A 21548-nucleotide genomic window follows, 5' to 3' on the forward strand; every position below is an offset into this window, starting at 1 on the left:
GATGGCGCCGGTGCTCGAAGTCGACAAGCTCAGCGTCAGCATGACCGATCGCCGCGGCGATCTGGTACCGGTGCTGGAGAATCTGTCGTTCACGGTCGAGAAGGGCAAAACCATCGCGCTGGTCGGCGAGAGCGGCTGCGGCAAGAGCATGACGGCGCTAGCGATCATGCGGTTGTTGCCGGAGGGCTTTGTCGTCACCGGCGGCCGCATCCTGCTCGAGGGCGAGGATCTGCTGACAGCGCGGAGCAAGCGGATGCGCGCGCTGCGCGGCGACGCGGTGTCGATGGTGTTCCAGGAGCCGATGACGGCCCTCAATCCGCTGTACACCGTCGGCGATCAGATCGCCGAGGTGCTGTATTATCACCGCCGCATGAGCCGCAAGGACGCAACCGAGCAGGCCGTGCAGTTTCTCAAGGCGGTGCAGATCCCGGCCGCCGAGCAGCGCGCCAAGGCCTATCCGCACCAGTTGTCCGGCGGCATGCGGCAGCGGGTGATGATCGCGATGGCGCTGGCCTGCAAGCCGAAGCTGCTGATTGCCGACGAGCCGACCACGGCGCTCGACGTCACCGTGCAGGCGCAGATCTTCGATCTCCTGGCCAAGCTGCAGGACGAGACCGAGACCGCGATCGTGCTGATCACGCACGATCTCGGCGCGGTCGCCGAACTCGCCGATGATATCGCCGTGCTGTATGCCGGCCGCTGCATCGAGACCGGCCCATCGCACCAACTCGCGGCAGCGCCGCGCCATCCCTACACCCGCGGGCTGCTCGGCTGCGTGCCGCATCTCGCCGTTGGCGTCGCCAAGCCGGACCACTGGGTCGATCTTGGCGAGATCCCCGGCATGGTGCCGTCGCTCGGCCAGCGCGGACCGGACTGCGCCTTCCTGGCGCGCTGCGCCAACGCCCGCGAGGTCTGCCGCTCGCGGCCGCAGCCGCCGCTCGGCCCCATCGCGCCGGGCCACACGGTGTCGTGCTGGCGTGCCGAGGAGATCGCCGCATGATGCACCCCCATCCGCTGCCGCAGAACGGCGATCCGTATCTGCTCGACGTCAACGACCTCGTGGTACATTTCCGTGCCGGGAAGAAGCGGCCGTGGGGCAAGCCGTCTTTCGTCCACGCGGTCGACGGCGTCAGCTTCCGCGTCAAGCGCGGCACCACCTTCGGCATCGTCGGCGAGAGCGGCTCGGGCAAATCGACCACCGCGCAGGCGATCATGCGGCTGGTGCCGTCGACCTCCGGGCAGATCGTGTTTCGCGGCGAAGACATCATGCCGCTGACCGGCGAGCCGCTGCGGCAGGCGCGCAAACATCTGCAGATCGTGTTTCAGGATCCGTTCTCGGCGCTCGATCCGCGCCGCCGCGCCGGCGACCAGATCCGCGAGCCGCTCGACCTCTTGAACATCGGCACCCGCAGCGAGCGCGACGCGCGGGTCAAGCAACTGCTCGCCGAAGTCGGCCTTCCGCCCGAGGCGGCCGACCTGTTCCCGCATCAGTTCTCCGGCGGCCAGCGCCAGCGGCTGTGTATCGCCCGCGCGCTGGCGCCGGAGCCCGAACTGATCGTCTGCGACGAGGCGGTGTCGGCGCTCGACGTCGCCATCCAGGCGCAAATTCTCAATCTCCTGAAGAAGCTGCAGCGCGAGCGCGGGCTGACCTACATCTTCATCTCGCACGATCTCGGCGTCATTCAGCAGTTCTGCGACGAGATCGCCGTGATGTATCTCGGCAAGGTGGTGGAACAGGCGCCGGCCTCGACGCTGTTCACCGCGCCGCGCCACCCGTACACGTGGTCGCTGGTGTCGGCCGCAGTGCCGCCGGGCCCGCTCCGCGACGAGCTGAAAGCGAAGTACCTGGTGAAGGGCGAGCCGCCGTCGCCGGTCGATCCGCCGCCCGGCTGCCGCTTCGCCGGCCGCTGCCCGTTCGTGATCGAACGCTGCCGCGCCGACCTGCCATTCCTCGATGCCACCGGCCCGGAGCACTTCGTCGCCTGCCACCGCAAGGACGAACTCGGCGTCCCGGACTTCACGCCGCGCGTGGCGAGCGGGCCGATCGGTTAGTTGCGACGCTCCCTATAATCATCCGTCATGGCCGGGCTCGTCCCGGCCATCCACGTTCCCAGGCAAGGTGCTTGCCGCAAGACGTGGATGCCCGGGACGAGCCCGGGCATGACGGAGTTTGAAACGTGGGTAGTTAGAGACGTCTCCTTGTCGTCCGGAGCACAGGCGCCGCGACGAAGGAGCCGATCATACCTTCGCGTCGAGCAGGGCCTTGCTCATGTCCCGGTCGGCTTTGAGCGTCGCGAGGTTGGCGGTGTAGCTGTATTTGGCGACCATCTGGCCGATGAGTTCCTGCGCCAGATCGACATTCGGCGCCGCCACCAGGCCGTCCGCATTGGCGAAGGATGCCTGCGGGTCGGAGACCGGGACGGTGGCGGGGGAACTGGCCGTCACGCTGGTCTGGGTGCCGCCGCCGGGAGTGGCCGTCTGGTTCACCTGTAGGGGCTTGTAGGCCTGCTGGGCACCGGCCGGCACGGTGCCGTTCGGGCCGGGCAACGCGCCGGTCGATTGCTGATTGGCGACATTGCTGGCCGAGACTTCCAGGCGCCGGGTCGCGGCATTGAGGCCGGACACGGCGATCGACGAGATGCTGGACATGGCGCGCTCGCAGCGGTGGATGTCCCGGAACCTAACCCCGACAGCCCGGAACGATCCGTTCACCCCGCAGCACGAACTCGCCGCATCGGCTTAACCACTCGTTAACGTGATGGCCGCTTCACGCGGCTCCGGCCGCAGGTGTCGCGTCGGTCGGGCGAACCGGCCGTCGACGCAGCTTGCGGCGTGCCCATAGCAGCAGGCCGGTGACGAGCAGGCCCGCCAGCACCACCGAGACGATCACGTTGAGCGTGCCGGAGATCAGCGCCGACCAATTGCCCTCGTGCAGCAGCCGCGGCCAGTTGCGCGGCATCGGCGCTAAGCCGTCGGCCGTGAACGAGTAGAAGCGCAGCTCGCCGTTCTCATAGATCCGCGCCATCATCCGCTGGCCGCGCTGCGCGAGCATCGCCAGATGCGCCAAATCGTGGTCCTGAGCCAGCACGCGGACCGCCTGGGCGAGCGGCAGTGACGGCCGCAGCGGCGGAGGGGGCGGGCCGGTCAGCGTCCAGCCGAACGCCATGAACAGGCCGGTGATCGGGCTGAGCAGCAGCAGCGGCAGCGTGAACCATGCCGCGCCCTTGTGCCAGCCGGCGAGGCTGTTGCGCAGCCGCGGCAGGCCCATCAGGATGCCGATCACCATGATCACCACCATGGCGATGGTCGAGCCGATCACCAGCCAGTCGTAGCCGAGCAGATGCTCGTGGGTGCGCCGCGCCCACAGCAGCAGGTCGCCGAGCCGGTCGGATGCCGCCGCCGCCTCGCCGCTGGCGAGATCGATCGTCGGCGCATCGACGCCGAGTAGCCGCATCTGCTGACCACTGGCGTTGATGCTCAGTCCGCGTGCCTGGCCGGCCGGATCGTAGCGCTGCAGCAGCCCGACCATGCGGTCGGCGTCGACCATGCCGGCCGGCAGTCCGCGGCTTTGAATGATCGGCTCGGCGGACAGGATCAGGCCAGTCAAGATCAGGGCGATCAGCGGCAGCGCGAACACGAACGTGGTCCAGCGATGCAGCTTGAGAAGCAGAACATTGTTCATTGAAATATCCAGTCGGAGCGTCGTCCGCGTGTCGGGCCGGCCGCGGCACGGCCAGCCGGGAGAGCGGGACCCGACCCGCCATATCTCGACCTTCCGCTTGCTTAGACCTGCCAAGCTGTCGGTCGCATGACAAGCCGGCGCGTAACGGTCTCGCGAGAGTACATCAAACGCCCGGTTTGATCCGTGGCGAATCACAAACGACTGTTCGGCGCCGTCGGAGCGGATCTCCAATTGGCCGAACTACACTTTGTCCGGGATGTGCCGGACGAGCTCCAGTCAACTAAGTGCCGTCCTCCATTCAGTTCCGTGAACTCGTTTTAGTATGATTGATTGCCCACGGGGCGGCTTGGCTTCATGCCGCGCTGCGGTGAAATTCCGCGTTTCTTCAGATCAATACGCATCGGTATCGGCTCGCTCACTGGGGCGGCTGGAGCAAAGTCAGTGCGAGGTTTGCGATCAATTCATGAACCGCGAACCGTCTTCGTTGGTCCGGCATTTAGTCTGACTAAACTTGTGCCTGTTGAATTTTCCACGTGTTGCTACGATGCTTCGGTAAGACCGGTATCGTGCAAACCAAATTGGTATGGAGGTAGTATGCGCTCCTCAACGATGATCCTGCTCGGCTCCGTTGCCCTTGTTGCTGCACTCGCGGTCAACGACCGCATCGGCGGTCCGCGCGCCGTGCTGATCGAGCCCGCCGTTGCGGCGACGCCGGTGGCACCGCCGCCGCCCCCTGCGTTCCGAACCGTGACGTCGTCGTCGTGCTCGGCGAACGGTTGCCCGACCACCTGCGAAGCCGATGAGGCGCTGATCTCGGCGATCTGCATCGGCTCGACGGGCGCGAAGTTCAGCGAAAGTCTTCTGGTGGAGAACGGGCAGATCACGGCAAGCTGTGGCCCGTCTTCGACCGCCATCGTGGTGTCCTGCGCCCGCAAATAAGCGCCGCCGGCACGTCTCATCGAGGGCTGCGCGGCCGGCTGTCCGGCGGCGGAGCCCTCTGCAGTATCAAGGGTCAAACCGATGCAAAAATGGTTCGTCGCACTTGCCGTCGCAGTGCTGATCGTCATCGGCTTCGCCGCCGGACCGATGTCCGTCGTCGTCGCCTTCCTGTCGTTCTGGGTCACGCTGTATCTGGTGTGGGCCTATGAGCTCGGCTTCAAGGATACCTGGGCACGCTACGGCCTGCATCGCGTCAAGCCGCCGTTCTGGGCGGAGGAAAACAAGGCTTGGTTTCTGCCGATCTTCGACGACCGGCTGAAGGTCCTGAAGGCTGCCGCGGTGGCGCTGCTGATCGTGGCGTTCAGCCTGATGCTGCCGGTGTCGGTGGTTCGGATCGCCACGCTGATCGTGCTGGCCTGGTACGTCAGCGAAATCTACCGCGCCCAGAAGACGACCGATCAGCTCGACCGGGCGCGCTTCAACTGACGGCTGCCGGCTGGTCGATCTGCTGATTAGCCATCTTGGCAAATCGCCTCCGCCGCCGCTGGACGGCGGCGGCGATTTGAACATCAATATGCAAAGCGCCGAGTCTGGAGGAGATTGCGATGGCAGATACCAAATCGTCCGATGTCATTCTCAACATGATGTCGAAGAATCTCGAGCAGGCGCGCGGCGCGATGAACAACTATTTGCAGTTCATCGAAAAGAGCCTGTCGGTGACGCCGGTCGGCAGCAGCAGCCAGGCCAACGCGCTGAAGAGCTATGTCGAGCGCAACGTCGAGGCGACTTTCGACTTCTCTCAGCAATTGCTGCACGCCAAGGATTTCCAGGACGTCGTGCGGATCCAGACCGAATTTTTGCAGACGCAGTTTCGGGTGCTCACCGATCAGGCCAAGGACGTGGTCGAGATGACCAAGCCGACCGTGATCGTTCCGGGCGATGGTTAGGTCAGCGCCGAAACGCTGAGGCGGTGTGCGAAGTGGACGGTGCCTGGAAAAGGCCGCGCCGCAGCAATTTTCGAGCAAGGGAACAAACAGCGCAGCGATGACTTGCTCATCGCCTCGTCAATTTCCGTTCGGAACTCGGTCCATGTTGAAGGTCGTTGGTTCAATTGTTTGCATGCTTCTGCTGGTCTCCGCCGCTCAGGCGCAATCCGGTCGGCCAGACCCTGGCTGCGGCCGCGACGTGTCGCGCTTCTGCCGCGCCGTGATGGATCAGGGCGATGGCGTGATCCTGGGGTGTCTGCAGAAGAACCGCGCACGGCTCAGCAAGACCTGCGCCAAGGTCCTGACCGACCACGGCCAATAAGGCTCAGGTCGAGCCGCCGCTGACGCCGGCGACCGGCAGCACTTCGGTCGCGGCCGCGCGATCCGGCGATTCTTCTTTCCACCGCACCGAACCGAACGGCCGCTCCAGCATGCGACGGACGCGGATTTCCTCCGGCCCGCGGTGAAATGCCATCGCACGCTGGTGAAGCGCACGGTCATCCTGGGTCGAACGGTTGCGCTGGCGCAGATAGTCCAGCCAGGTCGGGCAGTGATAGCGCTCGGTCCACACTTCCGGATCGCCGATATCGCGGGCGATCGACCAATCATAAGCGCCGTTGCGCTGCCGGCTGAGCTGCACCTGCTGCATCACGCCATAAAACGAACGGGCGTCTTCGGCGGCGATCCGGTACTCGATCTCGATCACCACCGGCCCGCTGCGCGGCGTCACCGCCAGCTTGACCTCCGGATCGGCCAGAAGATCGGCATCGGCGATCTGCGTCCCGACCGATGGCATCCGCAGGAACAGGCCGAGCAGCGTCGACACCAGCATCGTGGCGGCGGAGATCAGCATCGACAGCTCGACGCCCGCCAGATCGGCGACGTGGCCCCACAGCCAGCTTCCGATCGCGACACCGCCGGCGATCGAGGCCTGAAAGGCCGCGAGCGATCGCCCCGCCACCCAGCGCGGTGCCGAGAGCTGCACGCCGATATTGAACAGCGCGATCGCCAGCATCCACACCGCACCCGCGACCACCAGCGCCGCCGCGGTGAGGATTGCCGAATGGCTGAGCGCGATCGCCGCCAGCGCCACGCCCATGATCAGCGTGCAGGCGCGGATTGCGCCTTCGCTGCCGAGCCGCTCGCGCGCGGATCCGACATTGAGCGCGCCGATCACGGCGCCGACGCCGAAAGCGCCGAGCAGGATGCCATAGGTCTCGGCGCCGCTCTTGAGCACGTCGCGGGCCACCAGCGGCATCAGCGCCAGCACCGAGGAGCCGGCGATGCCGGTAATCAGCGTGCGCGTCAGCACGATCCGAATCGAGGGCGAATTGGCGATGTAGCGGACGCCGGACACGATCGCGCGGTTGAGACGCTCGGGTGGCAGCCGCGGCGGCTCGCTGACGCGCCGCCACAGGAACAGCACCAGCAGCAGCGGCAGATACAGCACCGTGTTGGCGGCGAACGCCGCCACCGCACCGGCCGCGGCCACGATGATGCCGCCGACCGCCGGGCCGAAGCTGCGGGCGATATTGTAGCTGATGCCGTTCAGCGCCACCGCCGCCGGCAGCGCGTCGGGCGGCACCTGTTCGGAAACGGACGCCTGCCAGGCCGGCCCGAACAGGGCCATGCCGAGGCCGATCACGAAGCAGAAGCCGAGCAGAATTTCCGGCGTCACCAGGCCGAAATGCGCCAGCACCGACAGCGCGACGGCGCCAGCGAGGCCGAGCGTCAGCGACACCAGCGCGACGCGGCGGCGGTCGTACATGTCGGCGATCGCGCCGGCCGGCATCGCCGCCAGCATGATCGGCAGCATCAAGGCGGTCTGCACCAGCGCCACCTTGTCGGCCGACGACGTCATCTGCGTCATCGCCCAGGCGGCGCCGACGCCGTTGATCATCAGGCCGAGGTTCGACAGCAGGCTCGCCAGCCAGATCCGCCGGAACAGCGCATAGCGCAGCGGCGCCGCGACGCCGCCTGCGGAAAAAGCGCCTCCCTTCGACCTGCCCGTCATCAAAGCCTTCCCTTCGGGGGTTATCCTCGCCATGCCCGGCGCGGAGCCGGTGCAGTGATGCCTGCGAACCTCCGCGCCTGTCCAGTGCCAAACGGCCGCTTGAACCGGGCCAAGCGCCTGCTAGGCTTCGTAAAAATCCGGGGAGAAACGCATTTGCCGACCACCAGGCGGACCATCTTGAAGTCGCTCGGCGCCCTGCCGCTGCTGATCGGCGTCCCGCCGCTGCGTGCGCTGGCGCAAACCGGGGCCACGCCTGCGGCCGATGCGACCATCCCGCCGATCCTGTTCGTCCACGGCAATGGCGATCACGCCGCCCTCTGGATGAGCCAGATCTGGCGCATGGAATCCAATGGCGTTGCCCGCCGGCGGCTGGCGGCGCTGAACTTCACCGATCCGCTCGCGCGCAACGACGACACCGTGGCCCAGCCGGATCATTCCTCGACCGAGGACCAGCGCCGCGAGCTCGGCATGGCGATCGCGGATCTGAAGCGGCGCACCGGCGCCGACAAGGTCGCACTGGTCGCCAGCTCGCGCGGCGGCAATGCGGTGCGCAGCTATCTCAAGGCCGGTGGCGCCGGCGATGTCAGCCACGCGGTGCTGTGCGGCACGCCGAACCACGGCGTCTTCGCCTGGGATGCCGGGCTCGGCAACGAGTTCAACGGCAAGGGACCGTTTTTGCGCGGCCTGAACGAGGGCGACAGCGAAGTGACGGCCGGCGTCGCGTTTCTGACGCTGCGCAGCAACGGCCAGGACAAGTACGCGCAGCCGGACGGCCGATTTCTCGGCAAGCCGGGTACGCCGACAGGGATCACCGCGGAGGGGCCGGAGCTGCGCGGCGCCACCAATCTGGTGCTCGGCACGCTCGATCATCGCGAGCTGGCCTTCCACCCGCGCGCCTTCCGCGAGATCTACAAATTCATTGCCGGCCGCGAGCCGGGCGTGATCGCAATTACGCCCGAGGCGACCGTGCAGCTCAGCGGCCTCGTCACCGCGACGCCCGGCGGCGTGCCGACCAACCGGCCGGTCGCGGGGGCGCGGGTCGAGGTCTATCGCGTCGCGCCGGACAGCGGCGAGCGGATCGGCGACGCGCTCTATGACGGCCGCAGCGGACCCGATGGACGCTGGGGGCCGGTCGATACCCAGCCGCCGTGGCCGCTGGAATTCGTGCTGAGTCAGCCCGGCGAACTCACCACCCACATCTATCGCTCTCCGTTCCCGCGTTCGTCCGACGTCGTGCATCTGCGCGCCGCCAAGCCGGCGGCTGCACCTGCAAGCGATGTCGGCGCAGTGGTGATGCTGTCGCGGCCGCGCGGTTACTTCGGTCTGCCGCGCGATATCGTGCTGCTCGACGGCAAGCAGCCGACCGATATCAAGCCCGGCGTGCCGACCGACTCGCTCACGACAGTGGCGATCCCGGCCACCGAGGTCGGCCGCGCGGTGGCTGGCCTGTTCAACGAGGAGCGGATCGTGGCGCGGGCGTGGCCGCTGGCGGAAAATCGCGTCACGGTGGCGGAACTGACCGGTTGAGGTCGCGAGGCTGCCGGCCTTTCCGGCGCCCGGATTGCATCCTACCTTCAGCCTTGGGGTGGAACCGAACGTCAGGAGTGCGCCGTGAGCCTAGCCGAGTCTTTCGACCTCGCTGATCGTGCGCCCTTGGTGCCGCCGACGCCGCCGCGCGCGCCGGAGGGCATGACCGCGCTCGGCCGGCTCGCCGCGATCCGCCACAACGCGATCGCCAGCTGGGGCCAGCGCGCCTACGAAGACGACGTCATCAAGGGCCGGTTCTTCAATCACGCCAGCTACATCCTCAACCGGCCGGACGACATCCGGCATGTGCTGATCGACAACTACGAGAACTACACCCGAACCGCCGCGGGCATCCGCGTGCTGCGGCCGATTTTGGGCCAGGGCTTGTTGCTCGCCGAAGGCCGCGCCTGGAAGCATCAGCGCCGCGCGCTGGCGCCGGCGTTCACGCCGCGCGCAGTCGGCACGCTGGTGCCGCATATGATCTCGGCGACTGAGGAGATCATCGCCGAGTTCGCGCGCGGCGCCGGCGCGCCGGTCGATCTGCGCGAAGCGATGCAGCGGCTGGCGCTGGAGATCGCCGGGCGCACCATGTTCTCGTTCGAGATGGGCCAGCACGGGCAACAGCTGCGCGACTTCGTCATCGAATACGGCATGAAGCTGGCGAGCCCGCGCTTTCTCGATCTGCTGCTGCCGCTCGGCTGGCCGAGCCCGCAGGATGTTTCGCGTGCGTTCTTCCGGCGCCGGTGGACGAAGTTCGTGCGCGAGCTGATCGCCGCGCGGCGCGCCGCCGGGAAAAGCGAAGGCGCACCGCCGCGCGATCTGTTCGACCTGATGGTCGCGGCGCGCGACCCGGAAACTGGCGAAGCCTTCTCGGATGATCAACTCGGCGATCAGGTCGCCACCATGATTCTGGCCGGCCACGAGACCACCGCGACCGCGCTGTTCTGGGCGCTGTACATGCTGGCGCTCGATCCGGAGACGCAGAACGACGTTGCCGACGAGGCCCGCGCGGCCGGCCAGACGGACGCGCTCGACAAGCTGCCGTTGACCCGCGCCGTGCTCGACGAGACGCTGCGGCTGTATCCGCCGGCCTTCCTGATCGCCCGCGCGGCGGCCGGACCCGATACGGTGGCCGGCGAGTCGATCCGCAAGCATGACGTGATCCTGATCGCGCCGTGGCTGCTGCACCGGCACGAAAAGCTGTGGGACAATCCGAACGCCTTCATGCCGGCGCGCTTCCTGCCCGGCGCGACGCCGCCGGACCGCTTCGCCTATCTGCCGTTCGGCGTCGGGCCGCGAGTCTGCATCGGGGCACATTTCGCGTTGGTGGAGGCGACGCTGGCGCTGTCGCGCATCGTCTCTGCCTTCCGGGTCGAGCTGATCGACCGCGCCCCGGTGATGCCGATCGGCGTCGTCACCACCCAGCCGGATCGCTCGCCGGCATTCCGGCTCACCCGCCGCTGATCAACCCGGCGTCACTTGGCCACAGGCCGGACGTCACCTAGATGAGGCCCATGACCGACGTCCGTCCGCTTTACGCCGTGCTGCGCCAGACCACAGATCCCCGCGTCGTGGATGCGATCGCCGAGCTGATCGCGAGCGGCGAGGAGCGCGATCTCAACCGCATCAACCTGCTGGAATTCGCCGGCCGCACCGGGCTGGACGAGGAGAAAGTAATCTCCGGCTTTCTGCACGCGGCCCAGCTCGGCCTGTTCGACATGAGCTGGAATGTGCTGTGCCCGGGCTGCAGCGGCGTGCTCGACAGCCATCCGTCGCTGAAGGCGCTGCGTCACGAGGAATACATCTGCGCGCTGTGCGCCAAGGGCTACGAGGCCTCGCTCGACGATCAGGTCGAGGCCGCCTTCACGGTGCATCCCTCGGTGCGCCGCATCGGCGCCCACGATCCCGACAAGCTGTCGCTGTGGGATTACACACGGCAGATGTACTGGAGCTCCGGCATCGAGATCGACGAGCAGGTGCTGGCGCGCCTGTCGGACCAGGACACGCTCGCCGCGGTCGAAATCGCGCCCGGCCAGACCGCCGAGCTGTCGCTCGAGCTGCCGGCGGAATTCATCATCGTGTTCGAGCCGGTGACGCATGCGGCGCAGTTCATCGATGTCGCCGGCGAGCGCACCGACGAGGTGCGGTCGATCTCGCTCAGTTACGACCGCAGCCATGCGCTGACGCCGACGCAGTCGCTGCGGCCGGGGCCCGTGAAGCTGACGCTGACCAACAATGCCGAAACCCGCGTTCTGCCGGCCGTCTGGGTCGCGGCCGACGCGCTGCATACGCTGCTCGGCAAGCGCAAGCCGATCCTCACGGCGAAGCGGATGCTGACCAACCAGACCTTCCGCGACGTGTTCAAGGCCGACAACCTCACCGCCGATCAGCGGCTGAAGATCACCTCGCTGACCTTCCTGTTCACCGATCTCAAGGGCTCGACCGCCTTGTATCAGCGCGTCGGCGATCTCGCCGCGTTCGATCTGGTGCGGGCGCATTTCCGCGCGCTGCTGGAGATCATCGCGGCCGAGAAGGGCGCGGTGGTGAAGACCATCGGCGACGCCGTGATGGCGACGTTCAATCGCCCCGAGCACGCGCTCGCCGCCGCGTTGCGGATGCGCAAGGCGATGGACGCGCTCAACGAAGAGCGCGGCACCAAGGATCTCGTGGTGAAGATCGGCATCCACGAAGGACCTTGCCTCGCGGTGATGCTCAACGACCGGCAGGATTACTTCGGCCAGACCGTCAATATCGCGGCGCGCGTGCTCGGTCTTGCCACCACGCAGGCGATCCACCTCACCGGGGCGGTGATTGACGCACCGGCAGTGACCAGGATTCTTGATGAGCAGGCCATCGCGCCGATCGAGAAGCATGCGGCGCTACGCGGCATTGCCGACAAGGTGCTGGTCTATGAAATTCCTTAACGCATTGGCGACATTGACAAAGTGTCATCTTGACCAGTGGAACCGCCCCCGATTGCCGACGTTACGATTCCGCGTCATAGAACGAGCCTGGTCTCGTCCCCCTGCGAAAGTTCGAGAGCGATGCTGGATAAACTGCGCCAATTCATTTCCGACGTGGTCTCGCCGACCGCGCCCGACGAACTGAATTTCGACGATGGCGGCTATCGTCTCGCTGCTACCGCATTGCTGATCCACGTCATTTCGCTCGACGGCGAACCGTCCGACGTCGAGCGCCGCAAGCTGCATTCGTTATTGGAAACGCGCTTCAACCTCGACGCCGCGACCGCGAGCCGCCTGATCGAATCCGCCATGCTGGTCGAAGGCGAGGCCGTCGATCTTTACCACTTCACCAGCGTGATCATGCGCTCGGTCAACGAGGAAGGCCGGCTGCGCATCATTGAAATGATGTGGGAGCTGGTGTTCGCGGACGGCAACGTCACCGAGTTCGAGGAGAACGTGGTGTGGCGCGCGGCCGACCTGCTCGCGGTATCTTCCCGCGACCGCATCAACCTGAAGCGCCAGGTTGCCGCGCAGCAGGTCGAGACCGACCCGGCGAGCTAACCCGCCGCTACTTATTACCGAATTGTCATGATCGCCCGAACTGGCGCTGATTGCCTGCAGTTCGCTGCGTCTCGGGCCCTGAAGTGACCCTGATCCAGCGAACGGCCTTGCACGCTGCTTGCATCTTGCCTAAGGCCTAGCGATGATCCGGTGGCCATGCGGCCTCCTATGCAAGAGTTCTGAACGTGACTGAACGGGTGACTTTGATTACGGGCGCATCGGCCGGTATCGGTGCGGAACTGGCGCGGATCTTCGCGGCGAATGCCCATCGGGTCGCTCTGGTGGCCCGGCGGGCGGACCGGCTGGAAACGCTGGCCGCCGAGATCAAGGCCGCAGGCGGCCCCGAACCCATCATCATCGCCTGCGATCTGGCGCGGCCCGAGAGCGTCGACGAGATCGTCGCGAAGCTGGCCGAGGCCGGAGTCGAGGTCGAGTATCTGGTCAACAACGCCGGCTACGGACTGTTCGGCCGGGCCGCCGAGATGGACCGTTGCGACCAGCTCGGCATCATCGATGTCAATGTGAGGGCGCTCACCGACCTGTCGCTGCGCTTCGCCGACAGCGTCGCCAGGCTGCGTGGCGGTATCCTCAACGTCGCCTCGATCGCCAGTTTTCTGCCGGGCCCCGGAATGGCGGTGTACTACGCTTCCAAGGCGTATGTGCTGTCGCTATCCGAGGCGCTGCATCAGGAGCTCGGCAAGAAGGGCGTTCGGGTCACCGCGATCTGCCCGGGACCGGTGCCGACCGAGTTCCAGCTTCGCGCCGGCTTCGAGCCGGGGTTCGATTCGGCGGTCCTCAACGTCTCGCCGAAGGAAGTTGCGCGGCAGGGCTATCAGGGGCTGATGAACAACAAGCGGCTGGTGCTGCCCGGGTTCGGCGTCAAGATCGTGCCGTTCCTGCTGCGCTTCTTCCCGCGCGGCTTCATCCTCGCGGCGGCCGGCGCCTATCAGCAGCGCCAGCGCTGAGCCGATCCTTCCAATCCGGCATCGATCTGCTTTAGTCTCTCGGCAAGCGTCGGCATTAACGACCGGCGCAGCAGGGGAGGCCGGATGACCAGCGAGGATTTCGCGCGGCTGCTGGAAGAGTTCACGCGCTCGGCCGAATCCGGCGATGGCGCACGCTTCGCAGCGCATTTCACCGAAGACGCGGTGTATCACGACTATATCTACGGTCCGCATACTGGACGCGCCGAGATCGCGCGCATGATGCAGGACCTGTTTCACCGCGACGCCGCCGACTATCGCTGGGAGATGTTCGACCCGGTGTGCGACGGCACGCAGGGCTACGCCTGGTCGCTGTCGAGCTTCACCTCCACCATCGCGGAGTTCGCAGGGCGCCGCGTGGTGATCGACGGCATGAGCCGGTTCGTGCTGCGCGACGGGCTGATCGCCGAATATCGCGAGTCGGTGAACGGCGGCGTGGCGATGCAGCAGCTCGGCGTCGCGCCGGAGCGCATGGCCAAAGTCTTCGGGCGCTGGGCCGGATGGTTGCGGGAGCGGCCGGAAACCAAGGCTTATCTCGCACGCCCGAAAGGAACGCGCCTCGGCTGACCAGCCCGCACGACTTCATCAAGACGGCCCACATCAAGGGCGCAACAAATAGCAAGAAAGGGAGACACGCCGATGAGCACCGAACACATTCTCTATGAGGTCGCAGACCGCATCGCCACGATCACGCTGAACCGGCCGGACCGGATGAACGCCTGGACGCCGGTGATGGAGCGCGAGGTGCGCGAGGCGATGGAGAGCGCGGCGGCGGATCCGCAGGTGCGGGTGATCGTCCTGACCGGCGCCGGACGCGGCTTCTGCGCCGGCGCCGACATGGAAGTGCTGCAGAAGATCGACCCCGCCGACATCCGTCGCGCCTCCGCGCTGCCGGCCTTCGACATGAACCGCCGGCCCGACTGGCAGACCCGCTACGCGTTCTACCCGGCGATCGGCAAGCCGATTATCGGCATGCTCAACGGCGCCACCGCCGGCATCGGCCTGGTGCACGCGCTGTATTGCGATGTCCGCTTCGCCGCCGACAGCGCGGTGTTCACCACCGCCTTCGCGCGCCGCGGCCTGATTGCCGAACACGGCATTTCGTGGATGCTGCCGCGGATCGTCGGCCACGCCAACGCGCTGGATCTGCTGCTGTCGGCCCGAAGGGTCTCGGCCGACGAGGCACTGCGGATCGGGCTCGTCAACCGGCTGTATCCGGTCGATCAGTTGCGCGAGCAGACCTACGCGTATGCGCGCGACCTCGCCGACAACGTCTCGCCGGCGTCGATGCGGGTGATCAAGCGTCAGCTTTACGAAGTGCCGTTCCAGACGCTGGCCGAAGCCACCATCGAGGCCAACCGCGAGATGACGCTGTCGCTGGCCAGCGAAGACTTCAAGGAAGGCGTCGCCAGCTTCGTCGAGAAGCGCCCGCCGCAATTCCGGAGCGCGTGAAGCTCGTCGCGTAAGCGGCGCCTGAGATTAGGGAACCTCTTCGTCACTCGTCATGCCCGGCCTCGTGCCGGGCATCCACGTTTCAACGGCAGCGGCGCGCAAGACGTGGATGGCCGGGACAAGCCCGGCCATGACGGACTACGTGACGGCCTCGTCGACCAATAAATAGCATGGATACGGTGCTGGGATCGTCGCTGCGCGCGGCCGGCTAGTTCAGCGGCCCCTCTTCGCCCTACGGGCTACGTCGCGGCAGCCTTCGCCACGATGGGCAGGCTTGCCGAGCCGAAGCTGGCAAAGCCAGCGAAGGCTGGTGGAGCCAGGCGGGATCGAACCGCCGACCTCGTCATTGCGAACGACGCGCTCTCCCAGCTGAGCTATGGCCCCTCCGCGGTCGGTGCGTGAAGCACCGATCAGCGAACGCCGCCATTTACAGTGCCGACGAACGCCAAGTCAAGGACGTGCGGCAGCTTCTGACACGTCATTGTCATCGGGCTTTATTGCCCTGAGTTCCCTTGTTTGGGCGGGTGCGAACCGATATTTACGGCACAGCCTTTCCGCGTTCGAACCCGCGAGCTTTTCCCCGCCATGCGCGCCATTCTCGATATCATCCTCATCATTCTCGATCTCTACATCTGGCTGCTGATCGCCTCGGCGATCCTGTCCTGGCTGATCGCCTTCAACGTCGTGAACACCCGCAACCAGTTCGTCTCGGCGGTGTCCGAATTCCTCTACCGGATCACCGAGCCGTTGCTGGCGCCGATTCGGAACCTGCTGCCCTCGCTGGGCGGCCTCGACATCTCGCCGATCATCCTGATCCTGATCATCATGTTCCTGCAGCGGGTGATCACCTATTACATCTACCCGGCGGTGTTCTGAGCCGCTGACCGGGCGGCTCTGGAGTTTCCATGGCTGAGGCTTGGCGGTATTCTGCTCAGGGCGTGGCCGTGGCGGTACGGGTCACGCCGCGGGGCGGCCGCGACGATATCGACGGGCTGGAGACGCTGTCGGATGGCCGCAGCGTGGTGAAGGTCCGGGTCCGGGCGATCGCCGACGGCGGCGAGGCCAACCGGGCGGTGATCGAACTGCTGGCCAAATCGCTCGGCGTCGCCAAGCGCGACGTCCGGTTGCTGTCGGGGGCGACCTCCCGGCAAAAGCAGATCGCGATCGACGGCGATCCGAAGAAGCTCGGCGAGGCGTTGCGCCAGTTGACGGCGGCAAAATCCGACTGAGCCGATCGAACGGGAGGCCCTCGAGGGCGCAAGGCATTCGCCTCTCCGGCCGGAGAGGCTTTTTGTTTCGACTCGGAGGGGGACGACAATGACTGCTCGGATCATCGACGGAAAAATCATCTCGGCCGAGCTGCGCGCCCGCGTGGCCGCGGAGGTGACGCGGATTAAGACCGATCACGGCATCACGCCGGGTCTGGCGGTGGTGCTGGTCGGCAGCGACCCGGCCTCCGAGGTCTATGTCCGCTCCAAGCACAAGCAGACCCAGGAAGCCGGCATGGCCTCGTTCGAGCACCGGCTGCCGGCCGATGTGCCGCAGGCCGAGCTGCTGGCGCTGATCGCCAAGCTCAACGCCGATCCGGCGGTGCACGGCATCCTGGTGCAACTGCCGCTGCCGAAGGGCCTCGATTCGACCGCGGTGATCGACGCGATCGATCCGGCAAAGGACGTCGATGGCCTCAACCCTACCAATGCTGGCCGGCTCGCTTCGGGCCTGTTCGCGCTGACGCCGTGCACGCCGCTCGGCTGCATCATCATGGCCAAGCAGGTGCATGCCTCGCTCGAAGGCATGAATGCGATCGTGATCGGCCGCTCCAATCTGGTCGGCAAGCCGCTGGTGCAGCTGCTGCTCAACGAGAACGCCACGGTGACGATCGCGCATTCGCGCTCGCGCGATCTGCCGGCGTTGTGCCGCCAGGCCGATCTGGTGTTCGCTGCGGTCGGCAAGGCCGAGATGGTCAAGGGCGACTGGATCAAGCCGGGCGCGACCGTGATCGACGTCGGCATCAACCGCACCCCGTCGCCGGACGGCGGCAAGGACAAGCTGCTCGGCGACGTCGCGTTCAACGAGGCGAAGGAAGTCGTCGGCGCGATCACGCCGGTGCCGGGCGGCGTCGGGTTGATGACGGTGGCGTGCCTGCTCGTCAACACCGTCCGCGCCGCGAGCGCGATCCACGGCCTGCCGAAGCCGGCTGTGTAACTCGACAACGACTCCGTCATTGCGAGGAGCGAAGCGGCGAAGCAATCCAGAGCCGCGCGCTGGCCGCCTCTGGATTGCTTCGCTTCGCTCGCAATGACGTGGAAAGGCTTCCGCCTCAGCCAGCCGTCGCCTGCATCAGCCTGACGTAGAACCGGATCATGTCCGCGTAGTTCTGAATGCTCAGGCGTTCGTTGGTGCCGTGGAAGCGCTTGAGGTCCTCGGAATTGGCGCGGACGGGCGAGAAGCGGAAGATGTTGTCGGCGATGTCGGCATAGTGCCGCGAATCCGTCGCCGCGATCATCAGTCCCGGCGCCACGACGACGTCCGGGAAGGTTTCGCGAATGGTGCGGTTCAGCGTGGCGTAGGAGCGGCTCGCGGTGCCGGTCACCGGCGGCGGGTCGAAATTGCCGTCGAACGGCTTGATGTCGATCCGGTCGTTGGCGACTGTGGCGCGGACATGGTCGGTGATGCTGGCCTGGGTGTCGCCCGGCAGCAGCCGGAAATTGACGCTGGCCTCGGCGACGCCGGGCAGCACGTTGTCCTTGTCGCCGGCGTTGAAGACGGTGAGCGCCGTCGAGGTCTGCACCATCGCGGCGGTGGCGCCGCTCTTGGCGAACTCGCGCAGCAGCAGCGGTCGGAACAGCCAGAGATTCGACAGCACCACCCGGTTGAAGCCGCGCATCTCCGGCGCCAGCGTGTCGAACATCTCGGCCACCGAGCCGCGAATCCGCATCGGCAGCCGGTTGTCCTCGAGATGCGTCAGCCCCGCCGCCAGCATGCCGATTGCGGTGTCGCGCGGCGGCATCGAGGAATGGCCGGGCGTGCCGCGGGCGGTGAGCACCAGCGTGGCGTAGCCCTTCTCCGAAACGCCGATCAGCGCGGCCGGCCTGTCGAGGCCCTTCATCACGCCTTCGGTGATCAGCAGGCCCTCGTCGAGCACGAAGTCGAGCCGGACCTTGCGGGACGCCAGCAGCTCGGCGATCTGCCGCGCGCCGCGCAGGCCGGAGACTTCCTCGTCATGGCCGAACGCAAAGTAGATGGTGCGTTTCGGTTTGAAGCCTTGCTTGGCCATCAGCTCGGCAGCTTCGAGGATCGCGTAGAGGTTGCCCTTGTCGTCCCACGAGCCACGGCCCCAGATGAAGCCGTCGGCGATCACGCCGTCGAACGGCTTGTGCGCCCAGTCGGGTTCGGTGCGCGGGGCGATCGGCACCACGTCCTGGTGCGCCAGCAGCGCGATCGGTTTGGCATCCGGGTCCGTGCCCTGCCAAGTGTAGAGCAGGCTCTTGCCGTTCACGACCTCGCGCCGGGCGGCGGCATGCAGCGCCGGGAAGCTGCTCTGGATATGCGCCTGCAGGCCGCGCAGCGCGTCGGCGTCCTGCTCGGGATTGAGGAAGTTGGAGATGGTCGGGAAGCGGATCGCCTCCGCCAGCCGCTGCGCCGCGCCAGATTCATCGACGGCGATCGGCGGCACGGCGTCGACCGCGATCTGGCGCGAGGGTTGCCGGTAGGCGTTGTAGGCCAGCACCGCCGCGAGGGCGGCGACCGCGACCAGCGCGATCGCCACGATATTGCGGACCCATTTCAGCAGACGGCGCATCGCAGTCTCCCTGGTGTCCGCTGCAGGCGCCTCAAGCCTTGGAAGCTTTGGCGGCCTTGGCGCGCTCGATGCCTTCGAGGATCAGCTTGTGGGCGTCGTCGGCGCCGCCCCAGCGCAGCACCTTCACCCATTTGCCCGGCTCGAGATCCTTGTAGTGCTCGAAGAAGTGCTGGATCTGCTGCAGGGTGATGTCGGGCAGGTCGGAATAGGTCTTGATGCGGTCGTAGCGCTGGGTCAGCTTCGATGACGGCACCGCGATGATCTTCTCGTCGTGGCCGGCCTCGTCGCTCATGAACAGCACGCCGACCGGGCGCACGCTCATCATCGCGCCGGGCACGATGCCGCGGGTGTTGGCGACGAGCACGTCGCAGGGATCGCCGTCGTCCGACAGGGTGTGCGGAATGAAGCCGTAGTTCCCCGGATAGCGCATGGCGGTATAAAGAAACCGGTCGACAACCAGCGTGCCGGCGTCCTTGTCCATTTCGTATTTGATCGGCTCGCCGCCGACGGGGACCTCGATGATCACATTGACATCATGAGGCGGGTTGACGCCGACGGGAATTGCGTCGAGGCGCATCGGGTACTCCGGGTGATAAGATTACAGGGGCATCCCGAATAGCCCGAGCCCGGGCCGTTCGCCAGCGCAAACGTCGCCGGTGCCGGGCGAAAATAACGTCAGTTGCTCCAGGCGAACGCCACCTTGTCGAGCGACTTCTCGCCGAACCGCTCCGACGAGCGCGCCACCATCCGGCCGCCGAGCGCCCGGTAGAACTCGGTCGCGGGCTCGTTTTCGGACAGGGCCCAGATCACCATGCTCTTGAGGCCGCTCTGCACCAGATCGCGGCGCGCGGCGGCAAACAGCCGGCCGCCGAAACCGAGACCCTGGAATTCCGGCCGCAGATAAAGCTCGTAGATCTCGCCGTCGAAATGCAGGCTGCGGGCGCGGTTGCGGCCGTAATTGGCGTAGCCGGCGACCTTGTCGCCGAAACACAGCACGCTGACACGGCTGCCCTTCCGGATCGCCGAGTCCCACCACGTCGGGCCGCGGCGATTGATCAGCTTTTCCAGCTCGGCCCCAGGGATGATGCCCTGATAGGCGGAGCGCCAGGCCTCGTCATGGGTGGCCGCGACCGCGGAAGCGTCCGCAGCCCTGGCCGGCCGAACCTCGATCAGCGTTGTGCTCATGACGCCGATCAAAGCAAGTCAGGGCCCCGGCTTCAAGGTCCAACCTTAATTATCGGTTAACATGTGGACTTTCTGCACCACACGAGACGTATCTGTTCCGAAATCGAACAGCCGCACAACCGCGAGCATTGCCGCGCCGCAGTATGAACAATGCGGTGATGCGCTACGATACCGGTGTCGGGTCGAGCAGTTCGCGCGCGGCCCGTTCACCCGAATCGCGTGCGCCATGGGCCGTGGAGAAGAACTGCGGCGACGTGGCTTCGCCGGCGAAGAACAGCCGGCCGTCGACCGGCGCGGCCAGCACCGCGCGGGCACCGGCATGGCCGGGCCGCGCGTGGGAGCAAGCGCCGCGCGCGAATGGATCGTGGGCCCAGCGCGACTCCGCGAGCGGCGTCAGCTTGCGGCGGATGTCGTTGCCGAGCAGCTCGGCGATCTCGTCGATCGCCTGCGCCGCGAAGGCGCCGTCGCCGGCGTCTTCCAGCTCGCGGGCGAAGCGGCCGCCGAAGAATCCTTCGATGCAGTCGTGGCCGAACGGCCGCAAGTGATAGGTCCCCATCGCGGTGCGCATGGTCGCGGCGCGCAGATTGCCGTCGGCTGGAAAGCCGTTGGGGTCGGACAGCTTCAGCATCACCTTGTCGTCGACGCCGAGCGGCAGGTTGCGCGCAGCCTCGATCTTGGTTGGTAGTTCGGGTGTGAACCGGATCGTCTCGTCGGCGATCAGATTGGTCGGCACGGTGATAATCACTTTGCCGGCCGTCAGCGTGCCCTGCGTGGTTGTGAGTTTGATGCTCAGTCCGCTGTGGTCGATCAGCTCGACCGCGCAGTTGAGCACCACGGGGCAGGGCGCCCCATAGGCGGCGACCAGCGAGCCGTAGCCCTCGCGGATCCGCCAGTTGATCCCGGTGTCGCGATAGGCTTCGAGATCGTGGATCGATACGCGATCGAGTTCGGCGCCGTTCACATAGGTCGACACCGCGTCGATCATCGGATTCCAGGGATCGCCTGGCACGAGCAGGGTGGCGGCCGGTGCGTCGGCCTTCTTCTTCGACGCGCGCCAGACGCGGTCGTAGAACTTGTCGATCGCCTTGCCGAAGGCGGCGCGCTCGCGCTTCGGAAACACGTCGCCGAAGCTCGCTTCGCCCCACGGCGGATGCGTCTTGTCGATGGCGATGCCGAGCTGCTTGGCGATGCCGACGAAGGAGTTCTCATTCGCCGAATGCAGCCAGCCGCAGCCGACGTCGAATGCGATCTCGGGCGTCACCATGCGGGTGAAAGCGCGGCCGCCGATTCGGTCACGCGCTTCCAGCACGATCACCGACAGGCCGGATTGCTCCAGCGCGCGCGCCGCGCCGAGCCCGGCGGCGCCGGCGCCGATGATGGCGACGTCGATGGAGGAAGGGAAATTCTGCTCAGACATGGGTCGATCTTAACATGCGCGTCACGGCACTTCGATG

Annotated in this window: 23 protein-coding genes and 1 tRNA gene; 16 read left to right on the top strand and 8 right to left on the bottom strand. The window is 66.5% G+C overall.

Annotated elements, in window-relative coordinates; genetic code table 11:
- Window position 1: 1 nt before the first annotated feature.
- Together ACFFJ6_RS09990 and ACFFJ6_RS09995 are read left to right on the top strand one after the other, a co-directional pair.
- Window positions 2–1000: an ABC transporter ATP-binding protein gene (locus tag ACFFJ6_RS09990; RefSeq protein WP_378387102.1), complete on the top strand. Its 999-nt coding sequence runs from the start codon at window positions 2–4 to the stop codon at window positions 998–1000.
- Window positions 997–2052 (top strand): ABC transporter ATP-binding protein, encoded by a 1056-nt coding sequence (locus ACFFJ6_RS09995; RefSeq protein ID WP_378387104.1) that lies wholly within the window; start codon window positions 997–999, stop codon window positions 2050–2052. Before ACFFJ6_RS09990 ends, ACFFJ6_RS09995 begins: the two co-directional genes overlap by 4 nt.
- A 186-nt stretch (window positions 2053–2238) precedes the next feature.
- On the opposite strand, the gene ACFFJ6_RS10000 is transcribed toward ACFFJ6_RS09995, so the two are convergent.
- Both ACFFJ6_RS10000 and ACFFJ6_RS10005 read right to left on the bottom strand, forming a co-directional pair.
- Complete coding sequence (locus tag ACFFJ6_RS10000) at window positions 2239–2649, bottom strand: flagellar basal body rod protein FlgC (RefSeq protein WP_378387106.1); 411 nt, start codon at window positions 2647–2649, stop codon at window positions 2239–2241.
- Between the two features lie 118 nt (window positions 2650–2767).
- Window positions 2768–3682, bottom strand: a complete 915-nt coding sequence (locus ACFFJ6_RS10005) for a PepSY domain-containing protein (RefSeq protein ID WP_378387108.1) — start codon at window positions 3680–3682, stop codon at window positions 2768–2770.
- Between the two features lie 594 nt (window positions 3683–4276).
- Between ACFFJ6_RS10005 and ACFFJ6_RS10010 the strand changes: the two genes are divergently transcribed.
- The 4 genes from ACFFJ6_RS10010 (at window position 4277) to ACFFJ6_RS10025 (ending at window position 5929) form a co-directional block, all read left to right on the top strand.
- Window positions 4277–4621, top strand: a complete 345-nt coding sequence (locus tag ACFFJ6_RS10010; protein ID WP_378387110.1) for a hypothetical protein — start codon at window positions 4277–4279, stop codon at window positions 4619–4621.
- 81 nt (window positions 4622–4702) lie between these two features.
- Entirely contained in the window at window positions 4703–5107 is a 405-nt protein-coding gene (locus ACFFJ6_RS10015; RefSeq protein ID WP_378387112.1) for a hypothetical protein, read from the top strand.
- A gap of 119 nt (window positions 5108–5226) precedes the next feature.
- Window positions 5227–5568 carry a phasin family protein gene (locus tag ACFFJ6_RS10020; RefSeq protein ID WP_378387114.1) on the top strand — a complete coding sequence of 114 codons (342 nt, stop codon included), beginning with the start codon at window positions 5227–5229 and terminating at the stop codon, window positions 5566–5568.
- Between the two features lie 142 nt (window positions 5569–5710).
- A complete protein-coding gene (locus ACFFJ6_RS10025; RefSeq protein WP_378387116.1) occupies window positions 5711–5929 on the top strand; it encodes a hypothetical protein in 219 nt (72 codons plus the stop codon).
- A gap of 3 nt (window positions 5930–5932) precedes the next feature.
- On the opposite strand, the gene ACFFJ6_RS10030 is transcribed toward ACFFJ6_RS10025, so the two are convergent.
- The gene (locus tag ACFFJ6_RS10030) at window positions 5933–7621 is read right to left on the bottom strand and encodes an MFS transporter (RefSeq protein WP_378387118.1); all 1689 of its coding nucleotides are present in this window, start codon (window positions 7619–7621) and stop codon (window positions 5933–5935) included.
- A gap of 153 nt (window positions 7622–7774) precedes the next feature.
- On the opposite strand from ACFFJ6_RS10030, the gene ACFFJ6_RS10035 reads away from it, so the two are divergent.
- The 7 genes from ACFFJ6_RS10035 to ACFFJ6_RS10065 all read left to right on the top strand — a co-directional run bounded on the left by ACFFJ6_RS10035 (window position 7775) and on the right by ACFFJ6_RS10065 (window position 15107).
- Entirely contained in the window at window positions 7775–9148 is a 1374-nt protein-coding gene (locus ACFFJ6_RS10035; RefSeq protein WP_378387120.1) for a hydrolase, read from the top strand.
- A gap of 84 nt (window positions 9149–9232) precedes the next feature.
- On the top strand, window positions 9233–10612 hold the full coding sequence (locus tag ACFFJ6_RS10040; RefSeq protein ID WP_378387122.1) for a cytochrome P450: 1380 nt from the start codon (window positions 9233–9235) through the stop codon (window positions 10610–10612).
- Between the two features lie 50 nt (window positions 10613–10662).
- Window positions 10663–12072 (top strand): adenylate/guanylate cyclase domain-containing protein, encoded by a 1410-nt coding sequence (locus tag ACFFJ6_RS10045; protein ID WP_378387124.1) that lies wholly within the window; start codon window positions 10663–10665, stop codon window positions 12070–12072.
- A gap of 120 nt (window positions 12073–12192) precedes the next feature.
- The gene (locus ACFFJ6_RS10050; protein ID WP_378387126.1) at window positions 12193–12672 is read left to right on the top strand and encodes a tellurite resistance TerB family protein; all 480 of its coding nucleotides are present in this window, start codon (window positions 12193–12195) and stop codon (window positions 12670–12672) included.
- Between the two features lie 185 nt (window positions 12673–12857).
- Window positions 12858–13637 carry an SDR family NAD(P)-dependent oxidoreductase gene (locus ACFFJ6_RS10055; protein WP_378387128.1) on the top strand — a complete coding sequence of 260 codons (780 nt, stop codon included), beginning with the start codon at window positions 12858–12860 and terminating at the stop codon, window positions 13635–13637.
- Window positions 13638–13721: 84 nt separating this feature from the next.
- Complete coding sequence (locus ACFFJ6_RS10060) at window positions 13722–14222, top strand: nuclear transport factor 2 family protein (protein WP_378387130.1); 501 nt, start codon at window positions 13722–13724, stop codon at window positions 14220–14222.
- Window positions 14223–14294: 72 nt separating this feature from the next.
- Window positions 14295–15107, top strand: a complete 813-nt coding sequence (locus ACFFJ6_RS10065; protein WP_378387132.1) for an enoyl-CoA hydratase — start codon at window positions 14295–14297, stop codon at window positions 15105–15107.
- A gap of 308 nt (window positions 15108–15415) precedes the next feature.
- Here ACFFJ6_RS10065 and ACFFJ6_RS10070 read toward each other — a convergent pair.
- Window positions 15416–15491 (bottom strand) — tRNA-Ala (locus tag ACFFJ6_RS10070).
- A gap of 201 nt (window positions 15492–15692) precedes the next feature.
- Here ACFFJ6_RS10070 and ACFFJ6_RS10075 point away from each other — a divergent pair.
- The 3 genes from ACFFJ6_RS10075 to folD all read left to right on the top strand — a co-directional run bounded on the left by ACFFJ6_RS10075 (window position 15693) and on the right by folD (window position 17312).
- Window positions 15693–15983, top strand: coding sequence for a YggT family protein (locus ACFFJ6_RS10075; protein WP_054163027.1), 291 nt, complete (start codon window positions 15693–15695; stop codon window positions 15981–15983).
- A 29-nt stretch (window positions 15984–16012) separates the two neighbouring features.
- Complete coding sequence (locus tag ACFFJ6_RS10080; protein WP_378387135.1) at window positions 16013–16336, top strand: DUF167 domain-containing protein; 324 nt, start codon at window positions 16013–16015, stop codon at window positions 16334–16336.
- Window positions 16337–16424: 88 nt separating this feature from the next.
- Window positions 16425–17312 (top strand): bifunctional methylenetetrahydrofolate dehydrogenase/methenyltetrahydrofolate cyclohydrolase FolD, encoded by an 888-nt coding sequence (folD, locus tag ACFFJ6_RS10085; protein WP_378387137.1) that lies wholly within the window; start codon window positions 16425–16427, stop codon window positions 17310–17312.
- Window positions 17313–17427: 115 nt separating this feature from the next.
- Here folD and ACFFJ6_RS10090 read toward each other — a convergent pair whose 3' ends face one another.
- From ACFFJ6_RS10090 to ACFFJ6_RS10105, 4 genes are all read right to left on the bottom strand, one after another.
- Window positions 17428–18909, bottom strand: coding sequence for a M20 family peptidase (locus ACFFJ6_RS10090; protein WP_378387139.1), 1482 nt, complete (start codon window positions 18907–18909; stop codon window positions 17428–17430).
- A 31-nt stretch (window positions 18910–18940) separates the two neighbouring features.
- Window positions 18941–19486, bottom strand: coding sequence for an inorganic diphosphatase (ppa, locus tag ACFFJ6_RS10095; protein WP_378387141.1), 546 nt, complete (start codon window positions 19484–19486; stop codon window positions 18941–18943).
- Between the two features lie 98 nt (window positions 19487–19584).
- On the bottom strand, window positions 19585–20094 hold the full coding sequence (locus ACFFJ6_RS10100) for a GNAT family N-acetyltransferase (protein ID WP_054163022.1): 510 nt from the start codon (window positions 20092–20094) through the stop codon (window positions 19585–19587).
- Window positions 20095–20257: 163 nt separating this feature from the next.
- Window positions 20258–21511 carry a flavin monoamine oxidase family protein gene (locus tag ACFFJ6_RS10105; protein ID WP_378387143.1) on the bottom strand — a complete coding sequence of 418 codons (1254 nt, stop codon included), beginning with the start codon at window positions 21509–21511 and terminating at the stop codon, window positions 20258–20260.
- Between the last annotated feature and the right edge of the window lie 37 nt (window positions 21512–21548).

Source organism: Rhodopseudomonas telluris, from assembly GCF_042432815.1.
GTDB lineage: Bacteria > Pseudomonadota > Alphaproteobacteria > Rhizobiales > Xanthobacteraceae > Rhodopseudomonas > Rhodopseudomonas telluris.

What these genes read in the sequence shown, in the direction of transcription:
- ACFFJ6_RS10100 (WP_054163022.1), bottom strand. Translation starts at nt 20,094, where the DNA reads ATGAGCACAACGCTGATCGAGGTTCGGCCGGCCAGGGCTGCGGACGCT.
- ACFFJ6_RS10045 (WP_378387124.1), top strand. Translation starts at nt 10,663, where the DNA reads ATGACCGACGTCCGTCCGCTTTACGCCGTGCTGCGCCAGACCACAGAT.
- ACFFJ6_RS10015 (WP_378387112.1), top strand. Translation starts at nt 4,703, where the DNA reads ATGCAAAAATGGTTCGTCGCACTTGCCGTCGCAGTGCTGATCGTCATC.
- ACFFJ6_RS10010 (WP_378387110.1), top strand. Translation starts at nt 4,277, where the DNA reads ATGCGCTCCTCAACGATGATCCTGCTCGGCTCCGTTGCCCTTGTTGCT.
- ACFFJ6_RS10000 (WP_378387106.1), bottom strand. Translation starts at nt 2,649, where the DNA reads ATGTCCAGCATCTCGTCGATCGCCGTGTCCGGCCTCAATGCCGCGACC.
- ppa (WP_378387141.1), bottom strand. Translation starts at nt 19,486, where the DNA reads ATGCGCCTCGACGCAATTCCCGTCGGCGTCAACCCGCCTCATGATGTC.
- ACFFJ6_RS09995 (WP_378387104.1), top strand. Translation starts at nt 997, where the DNA reads ATGATGCACCCCCATCCGCTGCCGCAGAACGGCGATCCGTATCTGCTC.
- folD (WP_378387137.1), top strand. Translation starts at nt 16,425, where the DNA reads ATGACTGCTCGGATCATCGACGGAAAAATCATCTCGGCCGAGCTGCGC.
- ACFFJ6_RS10005 (WP_378387108.1), bottom strand. Translation starts at nt 3,682, where the DNA reads ATGAACAATGTTCTGCTTCTCAAGCTGCATCGCTGGACCACGTTCGTG.
- ACFFJ6_RS10060 (WP_378387130.1), top strand. Translation starts at nt 13,722, where the DNA reads ATGACCAGCGAGGATTTCGCGCGGCTGCTGGAAGAGTTCACGCGCTCG.
- ACFFJ6_RS10030 (WP_378387118.1), bottom strand. Translation starts at nt 7,621, where the DNA reads ATGACGGGCAGGTCGAAGGGAGGCGCTTTTTCCGCAGGCGGCGTCGCG.
- ACFFJ6_RS10075 (WP_054163027.1), top strand. Translation starts at nt 15,693, where the DNA reads ATGCGCGCCATTCTCGATATCATCCTCATCATTCTCGATCTCTACATC.
- ACFFJ6_RS09990 (WP_378387102.1), top strand. Translation starts at nt 2, where the DNA reads ATGGCGCCGGTGCTCGAAGTCGACAAGCTCAGCGTCAGCATGACCGAT.
- ACFFJ6_RS10025 (WP_378387116.1), top strand. Translation starts at nt 5,711, where the DNA reads ATGTTGAAGGTCGTTGGTTCAATTGTTTGCATGCTTCTGCTGGTCTCC.
- ACFFJ6_RS10080 (WP_378387135.1), top strand. Translation starts at nt 16,013, where the DNA reads ATGGCTGAGGCTTGGCGGTATTCTGCTCAGGGCGTGGCCGTGGCGGTA.
- ACFFJ6_RS10020 (WP_378387114.1), top strand. Translation starts at nt 5,227, where the DNA reads ATGGCAGATACCAAATCGTCCGATGTCATTCTCAACATGATGTCGAAG.
- ACFFJ6_RS10050 (WP_378387126.1), top strand. Translation starts at nt 12,193, where the DNA reads ATGCTGGATAAACTGCGCCAATTCATTTCCGACGTGGTCTCGCCGACC.
- ACFFJ6_RS10090 (WP_378387139.1), bottom strand. Translation starts at nt 18,909, where the DNA reads ATGCGCCGTCTGCTGAAATGGGTCCGCAATATCGTGGCGATCGCGCTG.
- ACFFJ6_RS10105 (WP_378387143.1), bottom strand. Translation starts at nt 21,511, where the DNA reads ATGTCTGAGCAGAATTTCCCTTCCTCCATCGACGTCGCCATCATCGGC.
- ACFFJ6_RS10065 (WP_378387132.1), top strand. Translation starts at nt 14,295, where the DNA reads ATGAGCACCGAACACATTCTCTATGAGGTCGCAGACCGCATCGCCACG.